Here is a 19,433-nt window from a genome sequence, read left to right as displayed (position 1 = left end):
TTTAGACTTAGCGCGGGTATGGAAGCGGGCCCGTCGTGTTGTTGTATGCAGTGAGGGTCGACTCTACCTCAATATAGGCCATGATACTCTTGATTTCGGCTTCGGAAAGCTGAAAGCTGGGCATCTGCTGCTTCTGGTACTGGTTGAAAATCTTCACTGCGTACTCATCGCCGCTGGCTACCATCTTGCTCGAATTCCGCACCCAAGGTACCAGCCAGGCAATGGAGCGGCGCGTGTGCACATCTTTCAGCGCGGGCCCTACCACCACCTCGTTGATGGCGTGGCACTGGGCGCAGTTGTTCTCAAAAATGGCTTTGCCCTGAATACTGGCTACCATTGTCACCGAATCAATGGCTGCGGGGGCGGCGGCCAGCTGCGCCGAATCCAGGGGCTGGGCCTGGGTGCTGTCAGGGGCCAAGGCGGCCAGCTGTGGCGCACTCGGCGGCAAAATGGAAATAAGGCCTGCCGCACTTAGCAGCATACTGCCCATAGCTACTACAATAGCCAGCATACAAGCCGGCAACATCCAGGCAAAATCGTACTTCCGCATTGGGGTAAAGGCCTTTAACAGCCCGTTGATTCAGTAGATTAAGTACGCTCAGGAATAGCGCAGAAACAACCGATTATACCCTGTTTTGGGGACTATTTCTGTCGTAGCTTGGCCGGTTTTAGCTCGGCCCCAAACGGGTTTCTCTCCGGCCTGGGCGGGCCGGCGGCGGTGAGGCATACAGACATGACACAGCTAGCGCAAAACCCAAACCCTGCTGCCAACGGAGGGCACCCAGGCGGCCCGCTACTACACAGGCTGGCGTGGTGCAAAAGGCCATTCCGCCACTTGGCACTTGCCGGACGGCGGGATTTTGCCGGCGCTTCAGATACCTTTAGCAGGAGCTTCTTTTCTCCTGTTCATGATGACGCGCATCTTTTTCTGCTTTCCGGCCCAGGTCCACCTGCTCGACATCAACGGGCCGGCCCATATTTTCTACGAGGCCCGGGAGCTGGGGGCCGACCTGGAGCTGCACTTCCTGAGTCTGGACGGAGCCCCGCAGGCCACTTCCAGCGCCGGGCTGGCTTTTACCCGGCTGGAGTCGTTCGGCAACTTTACGCTGGGCCCCCAGGACTACGTGTTTCTGCCCGGGCTCGACCGGCAGCTGCTCTTTGATGCGGCCTTCAACCAATCCTTAGCGCCCTTTCACGCGTGGCTGCGCGTGCAGCACGGGCGCGGGGCCCAGCTCTGTGCCGTGTGCACGGGGGCCTACCTGCTGGCCGGAGCGGGCCTCTTGAACGGCCGGCAATGCACTACCCACTGGAAATACCTAGCCGACTTCCGCCACCGGTTTCCGGCCGCACTATTGCTCCAGGACCGGCTGTTTGTAAAAGACCAAAACGTGTACTCCACAGCCGGGGTGTCGTCGGGTATCGACCTGGCCCTCTATATCTTGGAAGAAGCGTACGGCCCGCTACTGACAGCCCAGGTGGCCAAGGAGGTAGTGGTGTACATGCGGCGCACCGAAAAGGACCCGCAGCTGAGCGTGTTTTTGCAGCACCGCAACCACCTCGACGACCGGATTCACCGGGTGCAGGACCACCTGGCCCGGGACCTGAGCCAGGGCAGGAACCTGGAAAAGCTGGCGGCCGCCGTGAGCATGAGTCCGCGCAACCTGACCCGCTTATTCAAGAAAACCACGGGCCTGACCATCGGCCATTACCAGGACAAGCTGCGCCTGGAGCGGGCCGTGGCCCTACTGCGGGAGGGACTCAAGGTAGAGGCTGTGGCCCAGAGCTGCGGGTTTGCCGGGGCCAATCAGTTCCGGGAGCTGCTCAAAAAGCAGGCGGGCGTGCTACCCAGCCAGGTCGGTAGCGGCGGCTAGGCGCCGGAAGTTGTCCTTTTTCCGGGGGTAGTTGTCCTTGCCCTGCCCCGGGGTCCGGGACTAGGTTTGCAGCTCGGTTCCTTCTGCTCCCTGCTTACTCCCGGAAACCATGAAAAAGCCCTTCCGCCTCCCGTTTTTTCTCACCGCGCTTCTGCTGGTTAGCCAAGTCGTTTGCCAGGCCCGGCCGCAGCATGGTTACTCAGCCGATGACCCAGACTTTCCGAGCCCAGACGGCTCTTGTGCGGTCGGCCACCGGCCGCTGGCGGCTGGAAGAGAAGTTAAAACCATTGCCTTTTACCTGCAGGACGGGGTAGAAGTGCTCGACTTTGCCGGGCCGCTGGAAGTCTTCACCTCGGCCGGCTACCAGGTATTTACCGTGACCAAGGCGGCCGGGCCCATTACCTCCCAGGGTGTGCTGCGCATTCAGCCCGACTACACCCTGCAGAATGCCCCGAAGGCTGATATCGTGGCCTTCTTTGGCGGCAACTCCAACGCCGTTTTCAAGGACCCGGAGGTGCAGGCCTGGCTGCGGGCCCAGCAAGACGTGGCCTACTATTTCTCGGTCTGCACCGGCGCCCTGATGCTGGCCGAAGCCGGGATTCTGGATAACCAAGTGGCTACCACCTTTCACAGCACCCTCGACAAGCTGCAGCGCGACTACCCGGCCGTGGACGTACGCCGGCAGGTGCGCTTCGTCGATAATGGTCGGGTCATCACTACCGCCGGTATATCGGCAGGCATCGACGGGGCCTTGCACCTAGTGGCCAAGCTGCAGGGGCTAAACGCGGCCAAGCGCACGGCCTACTACATGGAATACGACAACTGGAAGCCCGGCGACGGGCTGCTGCTGGCTCCCGATAATCCTTACACCAAACTGCCCGCCGCCAAGGACCTGGCGCCTTATACCGGTACCTACCAGTATCCGGATGGGCAGCAATTGGTCATCAAGCCCAGCCCCCACCCGGGCGAGTTGCTGGCAGTGGTCGGCCAAAACAGCTACCCGCTGTACTACGAGCGGGAAAACGAGTTTTCCAACGTGGCTGGCAAGCCGGTAGTTTTCCAGCGCGGCACAGGCCGTAAAGTCACGGGCTACTCGTTGGAGCAAACGGGTCCGGTGTATCAGAAGCAGCGGTAGCGGCCTGGCCTATCGTGGGCATTGCTGCCCGGTATCGGCAGCCCCACTCCTCTCCTACCGCACCCGCGCAACGGCCTGCTGCCTGGCCAGGAAAGCCTGAGCGGCTTGCACCTCGGGCGGGTGGAGCCGGTGGGCCGGGCAAACGTGAGCAGGTGCCGGTAGTAGTGCCCGGCTTTGCGCAGGTCCCCGCTCTGCTCGGCGGCTAGGCCCGCGCCATACACGCTGTTGAGCCGGTTGGGGTGCTTGCGCAGGCTGGCTTCGTAGGCCGTCAGGGCCGCGGCCGGCTGGTGCACAGCTAGCAGCATATCGGCCAGCAGCTCCCGGGCCGGCAGGATTTCGCCGGGCGTTACGGGGTGCTTCTCGGTGTGGTCTTCCTCGTCGGCGGCCCGGGTCATCAGTACCAGAGCCTCCTGCTGCCGGCCCTCCAGGAGGCGCAGCCAAGCCGTGCCCATCGTTAGTTGGTTGGCTACCTGCCGGGCCTTGTACTCGTCTTTTTCCGCCAGAAGCTGCTCGTGCAGGCGGGTCAGGGCCTGGAGCTCGGTGTGGGCCGCCGGCCGGGCCTGGGTGTGAATTGCGCCCAGCAACCGGGTGAAATGCAGCATGGCCCGCTGCCAGGGATACTGCGCCCAGGGAAACCTGCCCTCGTGGCTTTCGAGCCGGGCGGCGGCGGGCCACTGCTTGTTTTCGAGTACATAGCGCGCCGGCACGGCGGCATAGGCGTAGGCCACCTTGAAATTAACCGGCGACACCTCCCGAATGCCCTTCACGTACTCCCACTGCTGCCGGGCCCGGGCGTTGTCGCCGGTTTGCAGGTAGGCGTAGGTCAGGTAATCCAGCCCGTGCAGCTCCTCGTCCCAGTGCCCCTTGAGGCCGGCCTGCTCAGCGTAGCACTGGGCCGCCGCCACCGACGTCAGATTGGCGCTGATGCCTTCCTGCCACAGTCCCAGACGAGTAAAGATGTGGGAAGGCATGTGCAGGGCATGGGCCGAGGAAGGCGCCAGGGCCGCGTAGCGCCGGGCGGCCGGCAGGGCCCGGGCCGCCAACGTGGGCGTGTCGTAGGCGTGAATAAGGTAGTGCACCACCCCGGGATGGGTAGGGTCGGCGGCGTAGAGCGTGGAGAGAATGGCGCCGGCCTTTTTCTGCCGGGCGTAGGTGGTGTCGGCCGGGGAAGCCGCGGCCGTCAGGGCCAGGGCATAAAAGACGGTGGCTTCCCGGTCGGCGGGGTAAGCCGCCGCCAGCTTTTCCATGGCCTGCTCGAAGCGGCGGCAGCGGGTCGGATGGTCGACGGTAACCCAATCCTGGTAGTAAGCCCCTACGGCAGCCAGGTAGGCGGCCTCGCGCGCGGGGCCAGCCGGTAGGGCCCGGGCCAGGTGCAGAGCCGCGGCTCCCTTGCGCAGCTCGGGTTCGGAAGGAGGCGTCCAGAGGGGGTGAAAGTTGCTCATGGCCACGCCCCAATAGGCCATGCGGCAGTCGGGCTGCCGGTATAGGATGCCGGCAAAAACCTTCTCGGCCTCGTCGTACTCAAAGGAGTGGAGCAGCTTCAGGCCCAGGTCAAAATCGGCCTGATTGGCCGCGCTGCAGGCCACCGGAAACTGCACCGCACCCAGTTGCGGATTGGCCGGCCCGCAGCTCAGGCGGCGCCCCGCCTTCAGGTTCAGCTCGATGAGCTCCTTGCGGGAAGGGGTAGCTTTTTTCTCGGTGCAGGCCCAATTCAGCCCTAGCACGAGCAAGTACAGCACGGGGCGGAATATCAGTAGTTTCATGATCGGAACCCAGTAAACGGTGAAAAGATCATCCGCCCGGCGCGGCCGGGGGCCCTCTGCCCTACCGCTGCCCCGCCGGGACTACTACTGAAAATACGAAAATCTCAGGTCGTAACCGCGCGCTCCTTCCACACATAGCTCCCGCGCAGGCCAAGCAGCCCGGTAGCCAGGGCGTAGGGCGCATAGAGTAGCTGCAGGACCAGCAGCCACCGCCGCCACCGGAGCCGGCCCAGAAACCGCAGCACAGGGGACAAAAACCAGCAGTCAGCGCCCAGCTTCAGAACCCAGGCAGCCAGCGTCCAGGGCCAGAGAACGGGCTGAATTATGGTCAAAATCAAATCCGCGAATAACGCCACGTTGGCCCCAGTACCAGCAAAGCCAGCTGCTGGGAGGCCGGGTGCTGGTAGTGCCGCCACTTGCTGGCCCAGCGCACCCGCTGCCGGAGCAAAGCAGCCAGCGTGGCCGGAGCAGCCGTGGAAACCAAAGCGGCGGGGTGCTTCAGGAAGCGGATGCTGCCGGGAAAGGCCGCGTGGAGCTTGTGCAGCAGGAATTCGTCGTCGCCGCTGGCCAGGTGCTCGTTGCCGGCAAAGCCCTGCACGGCAGCAAAGGCCTCGCGGCGGTAAGCCAGATTGGCTCCATTGCACATCGTCGGGTTTTGGCTCCCGATGCCGGCAGCCCCCACGCCTACCAGCCCCGCGAATTCGAGGCCCATAAGCTGCTGCCAGGCGGTGGCAGGCCCCGTGAGCAGCACCGGGCCGCTGATGAAGCGGGCTTCCGCATCGGTGGTAACCACGGCGGCGTAGCTGCTCAGCCAGTCGGGGCCGAAGCGGCAGTCGGCATCGGTGCAGACTATCCAGGGGGCACGGGCGTGGTGCAGGGCGGCTTGCAGGGCAGCTTTTTTGCCGGTGCCGGCCGTGGGCAATTCGCGGAGCTGCACCAGGCGCAGCAGGAATGGGCTGTGCCGGGCCGCTTCGGCTACCACTTGAGCAGTGGCATCGGTGGAATGGTCGTCGGCAATGAGTACCTCGAAGCGGCCGGGGCTAGGCGCTGCTGGGCTAAGTCGCGCAGCAGATTGGGCAGGTTTTCGGCCTCGTTGCGGGCGGCAACCAGGACAGAAAACAGCGGCTCGGCCGCCAGGGCCTGTGGTTCAGTTGGCTCTACGACAGGCAGCGCCTCCCAGGCCCGGCGTAGGCGCAGCATCAGGGCCGTGTACACGGCGGGCAGCACCAGCAAAGCCCCGCCGACCCAAGCGGCGCTGCTCATGGCTGCGGTTTTTGAGAAGCCAGGTCTTTCCGGCGAAACACCTTCAGGCGCAGCACAAACAGTAGGCCGGCCGCACTGGGCAGGGCAATGTTGATCACCCACAAACTCAGACTGGCACTAAGCACGGGCAGGGCCGGCTCGTGCAGCATACCAAACAAGTGCGTAGCCGACAATTCTCGCACGCCCACGTCGGCCAGGGCATTGAGCGAGGGCACCAAGGACTTGAGCAGAAACGTGCCGGCAATGGCAGCCAGCCCCGGCCCCACCGGCGGCGAAGCCCCGTAGGCCCAGAGCAAGAGCCCGAACTGCAAACAAAACACGGCGTAACGCAGCATCGACAAACCCAGAATAACGTGCAGGGCGTGGGCCGGATACGTGGGCATTACGGCCAGAAACCGCCGAAACCGCCGCAAGGGCTTCACAACTGTTAGGGCCGTGAGCAGCAGGCGGGAACGGTACAGGGGCAGAATGACGCCGGCGTTTAGCAGGATGGTCGCCACTACCAGCCCCAGGCCGGCCGAGGGGTAGCCCTTCAGGTAAAACGTGAGCAAAAAGTAGAGCAAGCCCGCCGTGCCGGCCACCACCGTGGCTACCAGCTGGCAGTAGCGCCCCAGAAAAACCGCCCCCAACGCATCCAGCCGGCGACTTTTCAGCTCGATAATGCGGCCGGCGTAGTCGCCTACGCGGTTGGGCGTCACGAAGCCCAGGGTAAGACCCACCAGCACCGCCCGAAAGCAGCGCCCGAACGAGACAGGCTCCAGGTGCCGGGCCAAGCGCCACCATTTCCAGGCTTCCAGGCCCCAGTTGACGGGCACCAGAGCCAGGGCTGCCAGCACCGGCCCTCGGCCCGAGCCGCTGAGGGTAGAGTCGAGCAGACGCTGCCAGGCCTCGGCCGTCGCCCCGTCGCCCTTTACCGAGTGGTACAGCAAACCCAGGGTGAGGACCGTAACGAGCACCTTGCCCCCAATAACCAGCAGCCGGCGCCGGGAAGGTGCCGGTGGTTCCGGGTTTTGGACGTAGTTTTGTAAGTTGGGCGGGGGCAAAACGGCGGGGTGGTGATTAGCTTCGGCAAGTTACCGACGAAAAAATCAACGGTACTCCTCCGGTCTTTCCGCCTTCGTCCCACGCCAGCCTATGTTACTGTCCTCCGCCGCTTCCCAGGAACTGCTTCCCAAAATCATCATGGGCGTCGACCCCGGCACCCAGATTATGGGCTACGCCGTGATTGAGGTGCAGGGTTCCCGCGTTACGGTGCTGCGCTACGACGTGATTGACATGAAGAAAATCGGCAACAACCACGCCCTCAAGCTCAAGAAGATCTTCGAGCGGATGCTGGAGCTGATTGACGAGTTTTTGCCCGACGAGCTGGCCATTGAAGCGCCCTTCTTTGGTGTCAACGTGCAGAGTATGCTCAAGCTCGGGCGGGCCCAGGGCGTGGCCATTGCCGCCTGCCTCTCCCGCCAGATTCCCTACGTGGAGTACGCTCCCACCAAGGTCAAGCAGGCCGTAACGGGCTCGGGCTCGGCTAGCAAGGAACAGGTAGCCAAGATGCTGCGCCAGACCCTGAAGTTACCCCCCATCGAGGAAGCGCCGAAGTTTCTGGACGCCACCGACGCGCTAGCCGTGGCCCTGTGCCACCACTACCAGAAAGGCAACAACGTGAAGGCCGGCACCAAGAGCTGGGACAAGTTCCTGACCGACAACCCCGAGCGAATGGCCAGCGCCTCCAGCACCAAGAAAGCCCCGGCCAAGGCCAAGGCGAAGTAGGTGAAATTGTGAAGTGGTAAACCCCTTGTCATTGCGAGGCCGAAGGCCGTGGCAACGCGTCCGCTGAAATGTAGGGAGTGTTCTAAAGTAAAAAGCCCTTTATCGAACCACCGATAAAGGGCTTTCTGGTAAAAGAATACTTGGTCACTAGTAGAGGACGGATTGACGCCGCTTGATGCGCGGAATGTCCTGCGTCCTCGCAATGACAGAAAACTTAGCTCACCATTTCACAAGTTCACCATCTCACTCCTTACTCCGGCCACTTGTAGGCTTCCGACCATTCCTGCAGCTCTTTTACTTCGCTCGGGTGCTGCTCCAGCCACTGCTGGGCCTCGGGCTGTCCGGGGCGGGCGGCCTGAATCAGGTAGGCCAGCGTGGGCAGGTAGCCGGCTTTTTTCAGGGTAATAAAGTAGGGAACGTAGTAGCTCCAGGCAAAGCCCGGGTGGTTTTCGGGCTTCTGCTCCTCCAGGCTCTGGCACAGCGAAGTCAGCTTCTCGGCCAGCCGCACCGTGGCAGATTTGTCCTTGTTCTTCTCGTCGTAGTCGAGGGCGGAGGCCATGGTCAGCAGCAAATCGGCCTGCCCGAAGTTGTCAGGCTGGTTTTTCTTGCCGTTCATTTGCTTGAGCATGTTCGGAGTCACGTTCAGGGTTACGGCGTTTTCCCCGGTTTTGTGCACGCCCTTGCCCATAAGCTTATCGAGCACCTCCAGGCCGCCGATGGCCCGCTTGCTGTGCGGTTCTAGCTGCAGAAAGCGCACGGAGGCAAAGATGGCCGGCACCCGGTTGCTCTGGGCCGTGAGCAAGGCCAGAATGCGGTGGGCACTGGCGTGCCGGGGGTTCTTGCGCACGGCCATCTGCATGCTTTCGGTGGCCTCCTCGTAGCGCTGGGTACTGGCCTGGGTTACGCCCAGGTTGAAGTAAAGCAGGCCGTTGTCGGGAAACTTCTTGATGCCCCGCTGATAGATTCGAATGGCTTCCTGGGGCTGTTTGAGGTCGTCGAGGGCCGTGCCGTAGATGACGTACACGTTGGCATCGGCATTGGCATTGTCCTGCAGCAGCTTTTTGCAGATTTCTACCACTTCCTCGTGGCGGTCCAAGTGGCCGTAGGTCATGGCCAGCTCATACTGGGCCGTGAAGTTGTCTGGGGCCAGCTTCAGGGCCTGCTTGTAGCGCAGTACCGCCTCGTCGTACTTGCCTTCGTCGTAGAGGGCTACACCCTGCTTAATCAGCGCCTTGACCTCATCGGGCGCCTGGGCCTGGGCCGTGGCAACAAGGCCGGCGAAAAGAACGGTAAAAGCAAGCTTACAACTGAAGTAACGCATAGCGCAGCAATGGATTAGAGTAAAAAAGCAACAGGTAGCTTAAAGCTAAAAATTACCGTCAGAACACTAGTAAAAAAACACCCGTCAGGTAACTCCAGAGCACGATAAAAGCTGCGTGCACCGTCGTCTCAAACCGTTTGCCCCGCCACAGCTCAGCCGAGTAACCCACCAGTTGCACCAACAGGCGCACCAGCCAGAACAGGCCCAGCCCAAGGCACACCACCCTACCCAAATGGGTGTGTACCAGCTCAGCGGCGCTGCTCAGGCATAGCAGGCCCATCAACAGCACGGTCAGGGCAATGAACAGGGTATGCACATACACCATCTGCCGGTTGATCAGGCTCAGGGGTTGCAATTCGCCGGCCCAGTTGAAGTAGCGCGGAAAGCCGGCGTGCAGCAACGCCAACCCTACCAATAGGCATCCAACAATCCTAAGATGAGTTTCCATGAACCTGAAGCGTAAACGCCGAGACAAAAGGAGTTATTTTTTGTTCCTGCACCACTTCCAGGCCCGCTGCCCGAAATACCTGCAGCCAGGTAGCGCGCGAATAGAAATGGAAAAACCCAATGGTGTAGGCCAGAAAATTGGCCGGGTCGCGCAGGTGCTCGACGACTATAATGCGGCCCTGGGGCAGCAGCGTGCGGCGTATTTCCTTAAAGAAAGCGACCCGCTCCCGCTGCTGCCTGATTTCGTGAGCCGAGAGCAATACCAGGGCGTAGTCGGTGCTGGCACCGGGCAGCGGCAGAGCCTGGGGCTGCACGGTAATGGTGCCCGGAAACGGCGGATACGCCGCCCGGGCCCGTTTGATGGAGACTTCCCGGTGCAAGTCCGGGTCGTAAAAGTCGAACACATGCAGCTCAGCTTGAGCAAACCGCTGCCGCAGCAGCGTGCTCGTCTCGTCAAAACCAGCGTGGATATTCGCCATTCGCCCCTGGGTGCCTGGGTCAATGGTCAGCCAGCCAAACCGGTAGAGGTCCGACACGTCGTACACGTAGTACGACACCAGCAGCGACACTATTACCGGTAAGATGCCCGGCACCAGCAGTGCCAGCAAGTAGAGCTGCCAAGTCGCGGGGCTGAAATACGTAGCGGCAGCCAGAGCCAGCAAGCCGCTACCAGCACCCACGTAGAAGTGCCAGTTGAAGCGTACCACGTTCCAGACTCCTTCCAGCGGCCTTCTCATGCGGGCCAAGGCTCGGTCCGCCCCTTTTTCCAGTGATAGGGAATGTCGGTCATGGTAAAGGCACTGGCCAGCTGGCAGCCGCTCAAGCCCAGCTCTTGGATAAAGCCAACCTCGGCGGCCAGCACCCGCACGGGCTGCGGGTGCCAGGCTTCGCGCACGCCTTCCACAATGACAACCTGCCGCTGGGTCTGGTCATAGGAGAACGTGAAGGGGAGCGGCCCCGCAAAGCGCCGCGCCTGCTGCCAGCTTGGGAACGGGGAGTCGGCGGGCAGAGCGGGCTCGTCATCGGCCAACACCTCGACAGCAATGGACAGGTCCGCCTTGGTGGAGTTAAAGCGTAACTGACCTTCGGCGGCCGTCTGCTGGATATCGATAGTACTATAGCCGTAGCCGGTAAACAGGTTGCCCAGCCACTGCATCTTCACCTTGTCGGTTTGGGACTTGAGGATGTACAACCCACGCAGGCGCTTGCCGGTCCGGGTGGTATAGCGCACGAATACCCGGTAGCCGATTAGAAAGAAGCTGTGCCCGAGCCAAGCCGGCAGGCCCGCGGGCCGCAGCTCCCGGGTCTGAACCAGGGCCACGGCCACAAAGCCCCAAGTGCCGTCGAGCGTGTCCAGGGTGAGGCATTCGGGAATCAGGCGCTGCAGCTCGGCGGCAGGCACGGCGTAGGTAAGCACCGTGGTGCGGGTCAGGCGGGCTTCCACGCCGAAGGGATGATGCGCAAGCCAGGCCATATCAGCGGGTTTGGACAGAAGCTGCCGGCAGTCGGAAACCATAGTAGTACAGCAGCAGCGCAAATAGGCCGGCAAAGATGATATTGAGCTGCTGCCAGAGCAGCAAGTCCCGGGCGAGCAGGAACTCTAGCACGTTCATACCCAGCACCAGCGCAATCTGCAGACCCACACTGAGCCGCTCCCGGTACCGGCTCAGCACCCAAATGGCCATACCGATTTCGGCCACACCGATAAGTACTGTGAGGGGCGCGGCAAACCGCGGCCCGAGGATGCGGGCCACAATGGCTTCGTGCCGGGGCACCAGGTGCAGCACTTTGCACAGCAGGCCGTTAGCCAGCCATACGGCCGCAATGCCATAGCGCAGCCCCGTCCGAATCACCTCCCCGCCCGGCATTACACGCCCAACTCGATTTCGCCTTTCAGATACGTCACCGCGTAGCCGCTCATCAGGGCCCGGTCGCCGCGCAGCTCGCACCACAGGTCGCCGCCCCGGGCCGACACCTGCCGGGCACGCAGCTCGGTTTTGCCCAGGCGCTGGGCCCAGAACGGAATCAGGGAAGCGTGGGCCGAGCCGGTCACCGGGTCTTCGGGCACACCCACGCGGGGCGCAAAGAAGCGCGAGACGAAGTCGATGCCGTTGGTGCCGGGCGCGGTGGCAATGACGCCCACGTACTCCAAAGCAGCTATTTTGGCCATATCCGGGTGCAGGGCCAGCACTTCAGCCTCGGAGTTAAACAGGGCTACCAGGTCGCGGGAGGCCAGCACTTCCAGGGCGTGGCCCGCAAGGCGTCGAGCAGGCCGGTGGGGTGGGCTTCGAGCACCTGTGGGGGCCGGGAAGGAAAGTCGAGGGTGAAGCGGCCATCGGCGGCGTGGCGCACCCGCAGCGGGCCGCTCTTGGAGTGGAAGGTTATTTCCTCGCCCTGGAAGTTGAGGTGGCGAAACAGCACGTGGGCCGAAGCCAGCGTGGCGTGGCCGCAGAGGTCAATTTCGGCCGTGGGCGTAAACCAGCGAATTTCGTAGTCGGAACCCTGCAGGGGCACGAAATAGGCGGTTTCGGCCAGGTTGTTTTCGGCGGCAATGGCCTGCATGGTTTCGGCGGGCAGCCACTCGGTGAGCGGGCACACGGCGGCGGGGTTGCCGGCAAAGACTTGGTCGGTAAAGGCGTCGATCTGGTAGAGCGGAAGCAGCATGGGAAGGAAGTGTGGATAGGGGCTAAAGGTACAGGAAGAACCCGAAGGCGCGGTAGCGGAAGTACGGCGGAAATTGTGGTTTTTTGGGTTATATGGCCAGGTCCAAACCCGGACAAAATAAATTCATTGCCTGCGCAACCCTTCCCGCAGGGGCCCGGTCATGGGGCAGAACGCTAGCTGATTCTATACCTACCCGCTTATTTTCTGCCCTGCCTATGGCTGAATCAATTGATGCCCTCGTAGATGGCTGCCGCCGGGGCCGGCCCGCAGCCCAACGACGCCTCTACGAGCGGCTGGGCTATCAGCTCATGGGCGTGTGCCTGCGTTACTGCCCTTCCCGGGCCGATGCCGAAGATGCGCTGCAGCTCACCTTCGTCAAGATCTTCACCCGGCTCGACCAGTTTCGCAACCAGGGTCCGTTCGAGGCCTGGGCCCGGCGCATTGCCGTGACCACCTCGCTGAACCTGTGGCAGCAACAGCAGCAGCGTGGCCTGCCCCTCGACCCCGAGGAAGCCACCAACGTGCACCATCCCGACGGCACCCCCTTCGACCAGCTCTCGGCCGATGATCTGGTGCGCCAGATGAATACTCTGCCGCCGGGGTACCGCACGGTTTTAAACCTCTATGCCATCGAAGGCTACACGCACGCCGAAATCGGTGAGCTGCTCGGCATTTCGGAAGGCACCAGCAAGTCGCAGCTCTCCCGGGCCCGCCGCCTGCTGGAAGAACGCCTGCACCAGCAGGCCCAGACTCCCTCGCATCATGACTGAACACGACTCGGAACAATTTTATAACGACCTGCGCCAGAAGCTGCAGGGCTACGGCAGCGCCCCGCCCGAAACGGTGTGGCGTGGCATCCGGGAGCAGGTACCAGCCCGCAAGCGCCGGTTCCGGCCGGTGCTGTGGCTGCTGCTGGTCGGGGCGCTCCTGGTGGGCGTTACGGTGGGCACTCAGCAATGGGGCCCCGCCGTTTTCGGTCCTGGCAGCTCTGGCCCGCCCGCCGTGGCCAGTCGCGGTGAGCAACCCGGCAGCGGAGCCCGAACATCCAGGGGCCTTGCCACCGAGCAGCCCAACGACGTATCAGTAACGACTGAACCGCTGGCCGATGCCACGGCCCAAGCCGGTACTGGCGAAGGCAGCACCACTAGGGCTTCAGAGACTGGGAACCCAGCCGCCGCAGCTGCTGGCGCTATTAATAGCCCAAGAAACGGCTCGGCTTCGTCTACCCGGCAGCAGTTGCTGTTGGCCAGCGTCGACACCCGTGGCAAGCGGGCAGCTCGCCGTGGCGGCTCAGGCAGCGCGGAAGAAGCCACGGCCACATCCCAGCCCGGCGAAGAGGCTTCTGCTACGGTAGCCGCTGCAACTTCTGGCTCAAAAGCAGCTTCGGCCGCACGCAACCGCCGCTTCCGGCGCAGCACCCGGCGCTCGGCCCCAATGCTGGCAGCCGCTGGAGCCAGCACTGGGGCTGCCCGTAAGGCTGCTCTGTCGGCCAGCCGCCGCGCTGCTGCAGAGCTGGCCCGCACGGCAGTTTCCGACCCAAGCCGCACGGTGGCTTCTCGCACGGCCAGCCGCCGCTCGGGAGTGAGCCGCTCAGCTTCAAGCAATGCCTCTTTGCTGGATGCAGAATCAGCGGGCAGCCGCAGCCTGGCTACCCGGGAGAGTGTGGCCAGCATCCGGCGTAACCGGGCTCGGCAAGCCAAAATCAGCAATGAGCCGCTGAACCTGCTGGTGGTGCGGACGGAAGTAGCCAAAACGCCCGAGCCGGAGGTAGAGGCCGTGCGGCGCGCCCCCGGCGCCGGCCCACGCGCCAGGAAATCCGGCTGCGCAACTGGAGCGCCCAGGTGCTGCTGGGCTCGGGCCTGAGCTACCGGTTTCTGGGCGGCTCGCCCACCCAAGTGGAACGCCTGGAGCGCCCCACCCTGGGCTACAGCGGGCAGGTGTCGGCTACCTACGCTTTGTCGCGGCAGCTGGCCGTGAGTGCGGGCCTGGGCTACTCCGAATACGCCACTTCCCTGAACTATCAGCTCCGCAAATCGGCTTCCGACTCCCTGGGCCAGCAGAACACGCTGACCCGCAAGAAATTCCGGGATACCTACGGCTTTCTGACCATTCCGGTGCAGGCCCAGCTGACTCTTGCCGGCAATGCCCGCTGGCGCTACGGGGTGCAGGCCGGGGGCACGGGAGCCTTCCTGACCGGCGCCAAAACTACGGAAGGCTCGGCCTGCAAATGCCAACAGGTGCAGTGGAACGGCTCCCAGCAGGCAATGCCCTTCACCCGTACCAACCTGCTGCTCACCGGCGGCGCTTTTGCCAGCTACCAGTTTGCCCTGGGCCAATGGCTTACTATCCGGCCCCAGGGCCAGATTTTCCTGAACTCCCTGTCAACCGGCGCCAGCGGCCGGGCCCCGCGCCGCCCTGGAACCTGGGTCTGCAGGCCGGCTACAGCTGGGACCTGGACCCTCGCAAGCACTAAGCCTGCGCCCCTCTTCTCTTCTACTCTCTTGATTCTGTCAATGATGAAACGACTTTTGCTTTCTGCCCTCGCGGCTTTTTCCCTGCTGCTTCCCTCCTGCCAGCTCGACTCCGGCATGGTTATCTGTGAGGACGGCACTACGCCCGGACCCGTCACGGTTCCGCCCACGCTGAATGCCCTGACGGCCCAGCTCGGGGCTCCGGTCCAGAAAATAACCTACGACCCGACCCGCACCAACGTCTTTACCAGTCCCAATGGCACCGTCGTTACCATTCCGCCCAACGCCTTCCTGCGCAGAGGGCAAACGGGGACCGGACCGGTCGAGCTAAGCTTCCGGGAGGTGTTCAGCCGGGCCGATATGGTGCTCAGCAACATGCCGACTATTTCGGGTGGGCGGCTGCTCGAATCGGCGGGAGAAGTGTACCTGCGGGCCGATAAGGACTCGACCATCACCATGGCCCCGGGCACGAAGCTGACAGTACAAACCCAGACGCCGCCCAACGTGGCCTCCCGCGACTCTATGCGCCTGTTTGTGGGCGGCTGGGGCGGGGGCGCCGGCTCTGCCTGCTTCGAATGGAGCCTGAACCGGGACCCTACCTCGGCGCTGCAGCCCAGTGCCGGCGGCGCTTCCAATACCATCACGGTGAGCAGCTCCCTGTATAACTCCGGCCTCAACTGGCTTAACTGTGACAAATTCTACAGCAGCCCCAACCCGCGCACCACCATCCAGGTGACGGTGCCCGGCTCTAACATAGATCCAACCAGCAACACGATGGTGTTTGCCGTGTTCCGCACCTTCAACGGGGCTATCCGCATCTGCAACTTCAAGGCACCCAACATCTTCGAGATGCCCGGCATCCCGACCGAAACGCCTCTGAGCGTGGTGGTTATCCGCACGGTTGAGAGCAAGCTCTACTACGGCCGGCAGAATACCACTGCCCAGGCCGGCGTGGCCGTGACGCCCACTCTGCAGGAAACTACGCCCGCCGCTTTGGTCGATGCACTAAACCAGCTTTAATCATTATCCCGCATTCTGCTACTATTCTATTCGTATCCATTCATTATTTCCTGATTTTCCTGCTTACCGGCGACAACAAAAAGGGCGGCTTTTGGCCGCCCTTTTTGTGTTTTATTCCGCCGCTGCGCTACACACAACGCCGCCGATGATGACCTCACGAACCGGATTTTCGCCCAGCCAGTAGGGTATTTCCTGGTAATCGGGCAGGTCGAGCACCAGGATGTCGGCCTGCTTGCCGACTTGCAGGCTCCCCACATCCGCGGCCCGGTTCAGGGCCCAGGCAGCGTTGAGGGTCACGGCGGCCAGGGCTTCTTTCGGGGTGAAGCCCATTTTCAGGCAAGCCAGGGACAAGGCCAGCCAGAGGTTTTTGCTGGGGCAGGAGCCCGGGTTGAAGTCGGTGCTGATGGCTACGGGCACGCCCTGCTCAATGATCTGCCGGCCCGGCGCGTACTTTTCCTGCCGCAAAAACAGCGGCACCAGCGGCAGCACCACCACCACGGTTTGCTCCCTGGCGGCAATGGCAGCACCATCGGCGGCGTTGAGGTAGTCGCAATGGTCTACGCTTACGGCGCCCAGCTCAGCGGCCATAGCCGAGCCGCCCAGGTCGTGGAGCTGCTCGGCGTGAATCTTCAGTCCGAAGCCCAGCTCTTTGGCCTGCTCCAGGTAGCGGCGCGAATCGGCCACGCTGAAGGCTCCTTCCTCGCAGAAAATATCCACGAACTCAGCCTGCCCCGCAGCGCGGGCAGCACTTCGGCAACCAGAAAATCGAGGTAGGCGGCGGGGCGGCCCTTGTACTCGGGCGGCACCACGTGGGCCCCAGAAAGGTCGTCACTACCCGCACAGGCTGCTCTTCTCCCACCTGCCGGGCCACGCGCACCAGGCGCAGTTCGGTTTCTTTATCGAGGCCGTAGCCGCTCTTGGCTTCGAGAGTGGTGATGCCGTAGCGCCGAAAATCCCGCAGGTGACCGTGCGCATTGCCCAGCAGCTCGGCTTCCGAAGCGGCGCGGGTGGCGCGCACGGTGCTCAGAATTCCGCCCCCGAGGCCAGGATATCCAGGTAAGACTCACCCTGCAGCTTACGCTGAAACTCCTGGGCCCGGTTGCCGGCAAACACCAGGTGGGTATGGCACTCGACCAGGCCCGGCATTACCACTCCGCCCCGGGCATCGAGCACCTGGGTCTGGGCCGTTACCTGCGTCTCATCCAGCTCGGCCATGGGCCCCAGGGCCACGATCAGGCCGTTTTCGCAGGCAATAAAGGCGTTTTCCAGAATCAGCCAGCTGGCTAAGTCGGGGCCGACTAAGGGGCGGTAGGTGGGGCCGCCGGTGAGGGTGAGCAGTTGGCCACAGTTGCGGATGAGCAGCGAGTAAGGCACGAGGGTGGGCAGCGGCCCGGTATGCCCACGAGCCGCGGCCCTAAGCTAAGGACATTAAAAAAGGATATACCAGCGCTGGTATATCCTTTTACTATAGCACCGCCAAGCAGGCTGTTGGTCAATTTCTTACGTCCAGTACTGAATTGGGGCCGAGGGAAAACGACGCTGCCACTCGGTGAAGAAGAACTGCTTGAGCGTGCGCATGTCGTCGGGCTGGTACACGTACTTGGTGCCCCAAACTTGTTGCGCTTCACGGCCCGCCCCTCCTCTTCCAGGTCCAGACTGGTGTTGGGATACCACTGCAGCAGCACGTCCTTGGAGCCGGGCGTAAAGCGGTGGCTGATCATCTCCACCGTCAGGTCGCAGTCGAAATCGAGGGTACCGGCCAGCCGGTCGAGCAGGGCCGTGTAATGCTCCCGCCACTCCGGAATGGGCATAATGGGCGCCAGTACGACGCCTACGGGGTAGCCGCCACCGCCCAGTTCCCGGGGCAAGGCCAATTTGCGCAACGCCTGCAAACGCGCTTCCACCGAAGCCGTGCCGCCTTCGAGCCGCCGCGCAATCGGCTCGGCATTCAGGCTGAAGCGGGCCCGGGTGTGGCCGTTGTGGGGCAAGTCCAGCAGAGAATCAACCTGGTCGTACTTGCTCACGAATCGCAGCTGGGCACCTTCACGGGTGCCGTAGTAGCGGATGCACTCGGCCAGACTGCCGGTAAGGTGCTCAATGCCCAACACATCGGTGTAGCAGCTCACTTCGAAGCTGGTGCGCCGGCCGGCCTGTTCGTAGGCGGCCGTAGCTTCGAGCAGCTTGGGCAGATTGGCATAGGCCCGCACCACCGGCGGACCCTGCAAACTGCCGGCCAGGTAGCAGTACTGGCAGTGGGCGGGGCAGCCTTCGGCCAGGTTCATCTGCCAGTCGGCCGAAGGCGGGGTGGGCTGCAGCTTCAGGGCGCTGGGCGGGGCGCACACCACGGCCAGGGTGTTCTTGGCGTTGCGGTAGGTTTCGCGCACGTCGGCCCCGGGCAGGCCAGTAAGCCGGTTGCTTTTGAGCAACTCGATTTCCAGGTTGTGGGCCTGGGCCCGCTCGTACATCTGCTGGCCAAAAGGCTCCTGCAGGGCATCGGGCGTGAAGAGCACGCGCTTGGGCAGCCACAGGCGGGCCGAGTGCGTGCGGGGCTGCAGCACCGGGGCGGGCTGGTCGGTAAGCAGGGTATCGGAGAGCTGGATAATGGAGCCGGTTTCGAGCATCAAATCAGGTAGCTGGTGGTGCAGGTAAAACAGCAGCCAGAGCATTTTAAGTCCATTTCGGTAGCTTCAAAATCAATATTTACCTATTGACTTTCAGTAGCTTATAACATAATTCAACTTTTCAGAAGAAAGTCGGGTCCAGCCCCCACCCGCTTGTTCTTACCATAGCAGGACACGCGTTAGTTAGCCGCGCTTGCTTCGGTTTATCTGCCGCAGCACCCTCAACGCCAGCCTCTTTGCTGCCCGCTTTCCTGAAGCCTATTTAACGCTGATTTTAACCCGCGCCGCCCTAAGGGGCACGTTACAGCTACCGTACGTACCTTGCCACCCAAAACCCGCCGGACCAGAACTACTCCGGGCAGTTTGGTAACAGGAAGCGGGCTGCCAGCGTTTAGGGCCGGAAGAACTCAGCCCCATTATCCCGCTGCCCGCACCTGCTGAGCCGCGGTCCTCTCGACCACCCTTCGTATGAAAGCACTGCTGCTGATTGATATTCAACCCGATTTTTTGCCCGGTGGCTCCCTGGCCGTACCCGAGGGCGACGCGGTAATTCCTCTGGCCAATGCCCTGCAGCCCCATTTTGAGCTGGTAGTAGCCACCCAGGACTGGCACCCGGCCTCCCACAAAAGCTTTGCCGCCAACCACGCCGGCCGGCAGCCTTTCGAACAGATTGACCTGCACGGCCTGCCCCAGGTGCTCTGGCCGGTGCACTGCGTGCAGGGCACGGCCGGCGCGGCCCTGGCTCCGGCCGTGGACACGAACCAGGTGGAGGCCATCTTCCGCAAGGGCACCGACCCGGAAATTGACAGCTACAGCGGCTTCTTCGACAACGGCCACCGCAAGGCTACCGGCTTGGCTGACTACCTGCGCGGCAAAGGCATCCGGCAGGTGTACGTGGCCGGCCTGGCCGCCGACTACTGCGTGTATTTCACCGCCAAGGACGCGCTGCAGGAGGGCTTCGAAACCTTTCTCATTGAGGATGCTACCCGTCCGATTTCCGCCGAGGGCTTTGCCCGGGCCAAGGCCGAACTGCTGCAGCTAGGCGGCCACATCATTCAGAGCCAGGACGTGCTCGGCTCCCGCTAACTGT

At 62.8% G+C, this 19,433-nt stretch carries 24 protein-coding genes; 7 read left to right on the top strand and 17 right to left on the bottom strand.

All coding sequences use genetic code 11. From position 1 onward, the window contains the following. Window positions 1-7: 7 nt before the first annotated feature. Complete coding sequence (locus tag MUN79_RS15390; protein WP_244673572.1) at window positions 8-511, bottom strand: c-type cytochrome; 504 nt, start codon at window positions 509-511, stop codon at window positions 8-10. Window positions 512-908: 397 nt separating this feature from the next. On the opposite strand from MUN79_RS15390, the gene MUN79_RS15385 reads away from it, so the two are divergent. Both MUN79_RS15385 and MUN79_RS15380 read left to right on the top strand, forming a co-directional pair. Continuing rightward, entirely contained in the window at window positions 909-1,871 is a 963-nt protein-coding gene (locus tag MUN79_RS15385; RefSeq protein ID WP_244673571.1) for a GlxA family transcriptional regulator, read from the top strand. A 109-nt stretch (window positions 1,872-1,980) separates the two neighbouring features. Further along, entirely contained in the window at window positions 1,981-3,006 is a 1,026-nt protein-coding gene (locus MUN79_RS15380; RefSeq protein WP_244673570.1) for a DJ-1/PfpI family protein, read from the top strand. Here the strand turns inward: MUN79_RS15380 and MUN79_RS15375 are convergent. From MUN79_RS15375 to MUN79_RS15355, 5 genes are all read right to left on the bottom strand, one after another. Further along, window positions 2,991-4,769 carry a tetratricopeptide repeat protein gene (locus MUN79_RS15375; RefSeq protein ID WP_244673569.1) on the bottom strand — a complete coding sequence of 593 codons (1,779 nt, stop codon included), beginning with the start codon at window positions 4,767-4,769 and terminating at the stop codon, window positions 2,991-2,993. The genes MUN79_RS15380 and MUN79_RS15375 overlap by 16 nt on opposite strands. Before the next feature lie 104 nt (window positions 4,770-4,873). Beyond that, a complete protein-coding gene (locus tag MUN79_RS15370) occupies window positions 4,874-5,107 on the bottom strand; it encodes a hypothetical protein (RefSeq protein ID WP_244673568.1) in 234 nt (77 codons plus the stop codon). Then, window positions 5,104-5,751 (bottom strand): glycosyltransferase, encoded by a 648-nt coding sequence (locus tag MUN79_RS15365; RefSeq protein ID WP_375378175.1) that lies wholly within the window; start codon window positions 5,749-5,751, stop codon window positions 5,104-5,106. Before MUN79_RS15365 ends, MUN79_RS15370 begins: the two co-directional genes overlap by 4 nt. After that, the gene (locus tag MUN79_RS15360; RefSeq protein WP_244673567.1) at window positions 5,745-6,032 is read right to left on the bottom strand and encodes a hypothetical protein; all 288 of its coding nucleotides are present in this window, start codon (window positions 6,030-6,032) and stop codon (window positions 5,745-5,747) included. The genes MUN79_RS15365 and MUN79_RS15360 overlap by 7 nt, the downstream gene beginning before the upstream one ends. Beyond that, window positions 6,029-7,075, bottom strand: coding sequence for a lysylphosphatidylglycerol synthase transmembrane domain-containing protein (locus MUN79_RS15355; protein ID WP_244673566.1), 1,047 nt, complete (start codon window positions 7,073-7,075; stop codon window positions 6,029-6,031). The genes MUN79_RS15360 and MUN79_RS15355 overlap by 4 nt, the downstream gene beginning before the upstream one ends. Window positions 7,076-7,166: 91 nt before the next feature. On the opposite strand from MUN79_RS15355, the gene ruvC reads away from it, so the two are divergent. Beyond that, window positions 7,167-7,799 (top strand): crossover junction endodeoxyribonuclease RuvC, encoded by a 633-nt coding sequence (ruvC, locus tag MUN79_RS15350; RefSeq protein ID WP_244673565.1) that lies wholly within the window; start codon window positions 7,167-7,169, stop codon window positions 7,797-7,799. 250 nt (window positions 7,800-8,049) lie between these two features. Here the strand turns inward: ruvC and MUN79_RS15345 are convergent, their stop codons facing one another. Genes MUN79_RS15345 through MUN79_RS31110 form a run of 7 tightly spaced genes read right to left on the bottom strand, consistent with a single transcriptional unit; the run spans window position 8,050 to window position 12,231 of the window. Beyond that, on the bottom strand, window positions 8,050-9,120 hold the full coding sequence (locus MUN79_RS15345; RefSeq protein ID WP_244673564.1) for a tetratricopeptide repeat protein: 1,071 nt from the start codon (window positions 9,118-9,120) through the stop codon (window positions 8,050-8,052). Between the two features lie 58 nt (window positions 9,121-9,178). Further along, a complete protein-coding gene (locus MUN79_RS15340; RefSeq protein WP_244673563.1) occupies window positions 9,179-9,526 on the bottom strand; it encodes a hypothetical protein in 348 nt (115 codons plus the stop codon). A 25-nt stretch (window positions 9,527-9,551) separates the two neighbouring features. Beyond that, entirely contained in the window at window positions 9,552-10,304 is a 753-nt protein-coding gene (locus MUN79_RS15335; RefSeq protein ID WP_244673562.1) for a class I SAM-dependent methyltransferase, read from the bottom strand. Next, window positions 10,301-11,041, bottom strand: coding sequence for a DUF2071 domain-containing protein (locus tag MUN79_RS15330; protein WP_244673561.1), 741 nt, complete (start codon window positions 11,039-11,041; stop codon window positions 10,301-10,303). The genes MUN79_RS15335 and MUN79_RS15330 overlap by 4 nt, the downstream gene beginning before the upstream one ends. Before the next feature lies 1 nt (window position 11,042). After that, window positions 11,043-11,435 (bottom strand): DoxX-like family protein, encoded by a 393-nt coding sequence (locus MUN79_RS15325; protein ID WP_244673560.1) that lies wholly within the window; start codon window positions 11,433-11,435, stop codon window positions 11,043-11,045. Then, window positions 11,435-11,806 (bottom strand): PhzF family protein, encoded by a 372-nt coding sequence (locus tag MUN79_RS31115; RefSeq protein ID WP_311136493.1) that lies wholly within the window; start codon window positions 11,804-11,806, stop codon window positions 11,435-11,437. Before MUN79_RS31115 ends, MUN79_RS15325 begins: the two co-directional genes overlap by 1 nt. Further along, window positions 11,782-12,231 (bottom strand): PhzF family protein, encoded by a 450-nt coding sequence (locus MUN79_RS31110; RefSeq protein WP_311136492.1) that lies wholly within the window; start codon window positions 12,229-12,231, stop codon window positions 11,782-11,784. Before MUN79_RS31110 ends, MUN79_RS31115 begins: the two co-directional genes overlap by 25 nt. Before the next feature lie 215 nt (window positions 12,232-12,446). Here MUN79_RS31110 and MUN79_RS15315 point away from each other — a divergent pair, with 215 nt between their 5' ends. From MUN79_RS15315 to MUN79_RS15305, 3 genes are read left to right on the top strand one after another with little or no spacing between them, the layout of a single operon-like run. Continuing rightward, entirely contained in the window at window positions 12,447-13,001 is a 555-nt protein-coding gene (locus tag MUN79_RS15315; protein ID WP_244673559.1) for an RNA polymerase sigma factor, read from the top strand. Then, the gene (locus MUN79_RS15310) at window positions 12,994-14,094 is read left to right on the top strand and encodes a hypothetical protein (protein ID WP_244673558.1); all 1,101 of its coding nucleotides are present in this window, start codon (window positions 12,994-12,996) and stop codon (window positions 14,092-14,094) included. Before MUN79_RS15315 ends, MUN79_RS15310 begins: the two co-directional genes overlap by 8 nt. Next, entirely contained in the window at window positions 14,073-15,722 is a 1,650-nt protein-coding gene (locus tag MUN79_RS15305; protein WP_244673557.1) for an outer membrane beta-barrel protein, read from the top strand. Before MUN79_RS15310 ends, MUN79_RS15305 begins: the two co-directional genes overlap by 22 nt. Window positions 15,723-15,833: 111 nt before the next feature. Here MUN79_RS15305 and MUN79_RS15300 read toward each other — a convergent pair whose 3' ends face one another. The 4 genes from MUN79_RS15300 to MUN79_RS15285 are packed head-to-tail and all read right to left on the bottom strand — an operon-like array spanning window position 15,834 to window position 18,388. After that, the gene (locus MUN79_RS15300; RefSeq protein ID WP_244673556.1) at window positions 15,834-16,439 is read right to left on the bottom strand and encodes an amidohydrolase family protein; all 606 of its coding nucleotides are present in this window, start codon (window positions 16,437-16,439) and stop codon (window positions 15,834-15,836) included. A gap of 4 nt (window positions 16,440-16,443) precedes the next feature. Next, window positions 16,444-16,740 (bottom strand): hypothetical protein, encoded by a 297-nt coding sequence (locus MUN79_RS15295; protein ID WP_244673555.1) that lies wholly within the window; start codon window positions 16,738-16,740, stop codon window positions 16,444-16,446. A 5-nt stretch (window positions 16,741-16,745) separates the two neighbouring features. Next, window positions 16,746-17,096, bottom strand: a complete 351-nt coding sequence (locus tag MUN79_RS15290) for a hypothetical protein (protein WP_244673554.1) — start codon at window positions 17,094-17,096, stop codon at window positions 16,746-16,748. Next, entirely contained in the window at window positions 17,021-18,388 is a 1,368-nt protein-coding gene (locus MUN79_RS15285; protein ID WP_244673553.1) for an SPL family radical SAM protein, read from the bottom strand. The genes MUN79_RS15290 and MUN79_RS15285 overlap by 76 nt, the downstream gene beginning before the upstream one ends. A 423-nt stretch (window positions 18,389-18,811) precedes the next feature. On the opposite strand from MUN79_RS15285, the gene pncA reads away from it, so the two are divergent. Further along, on the top strand, window positions 18,812-19,429 hold the full coding sequence (gene pncA / locus MUN79_RS15280; protein ID WP_244673552.1) for a bifunctional nicotinamidase/pyrazinamidase: 618 nt from the start codon (window positions 18,812-18,814) through the stop codon (window positions 19,427-19,429). Window positions 19,430-19,433 lie beyond the last annotated feature (4 nt).

The sequence above is a fragment of the Hymenobacter cellulosilyticus genome, from assembly GCF_022919215.1.
Lineage (GTDB): Bacteria > Bacteroidota > Bacteroidia > Cytophagales > Hymenobacteraceae > Hymenobacter > Hymenobacter cellulosilyticus.
The sequence above is the reverse complement of the archived record's forward strand: the minus strand, read 5'-3'. Positions and strand labels throughout refer to the sequence as shown.